This window comes from Coriobacteriia bacterium (assembly GCA_013334745.1).
GTDB lineage: Bacteria > Actinomycetota > Coriobacteriia > Anaerosomatales > JAAXUF01 > JAAXWY01.
Window position 1 is genome coordinate 1 of sequence record JAAXWY010000051.1, and the last position, 280, is coordinate 280.

Consider the following 280-nt stretch of genomic DNA (forward strand, 5'->3'; position numbering starts at 1 on the left):
GAGGTCGAGGACTGGGAAAGCAACCCCGAGCTGGTCAAGGGGATGCTGGAGACTCTGGAGAACCTCCGGAAGCAGGGCCTGCAAGACCTCATCGAAGACTAGAATCGCCTGCGGATACTCCTCGGTTGACTCAGTACCAAGCGCCGCGCCCGTGTGATTGAACAATCGCGGTGATCCGAAACGCCTGTGCGCCGGGCGCGGGGCTCATCCGGTCGCCACCTCGAGAGCGAGCGCTTCGAACGCCGCTCGCGCAATCAGGCCGGCACCTGCGGCGCTCGGG

2 protein-coding genes (1 of these 2 cut by a window edge) are annotated in these 280 nt (G+C 65.0%); one reads left to right on the plus strand and one right to left on the minus strand.

The genetic code is table 11. The features are described 5' to 3' along the window. A partial coding sequence (locus tag HGB10_10525) for a rifampin ADP-ribosylating transferase ARR-2 (protein ID NTU72234.1) occupies positions 1–102 on the plus strand: 102 nt, incomplete at its 5' end. Positions 103–130: 28 nt separating this feature from the next. Here the strand turns inward: HGB10_10525 and HGB10_10530 are convergent. Beyond that, on the minus strand, positions 131–280 hold the 3' end of the coding sequence (locus tag HGB10_10530; GenBank protein ID NTU72235.1) for a hypothetical protein. Its footprint extends 549 nt past the window's final position; only the last 150 of its 699 coding nucleotides appear in the window; its start codon lies beyond the right edge, outside the window; its stop codon occupies positions 131–133.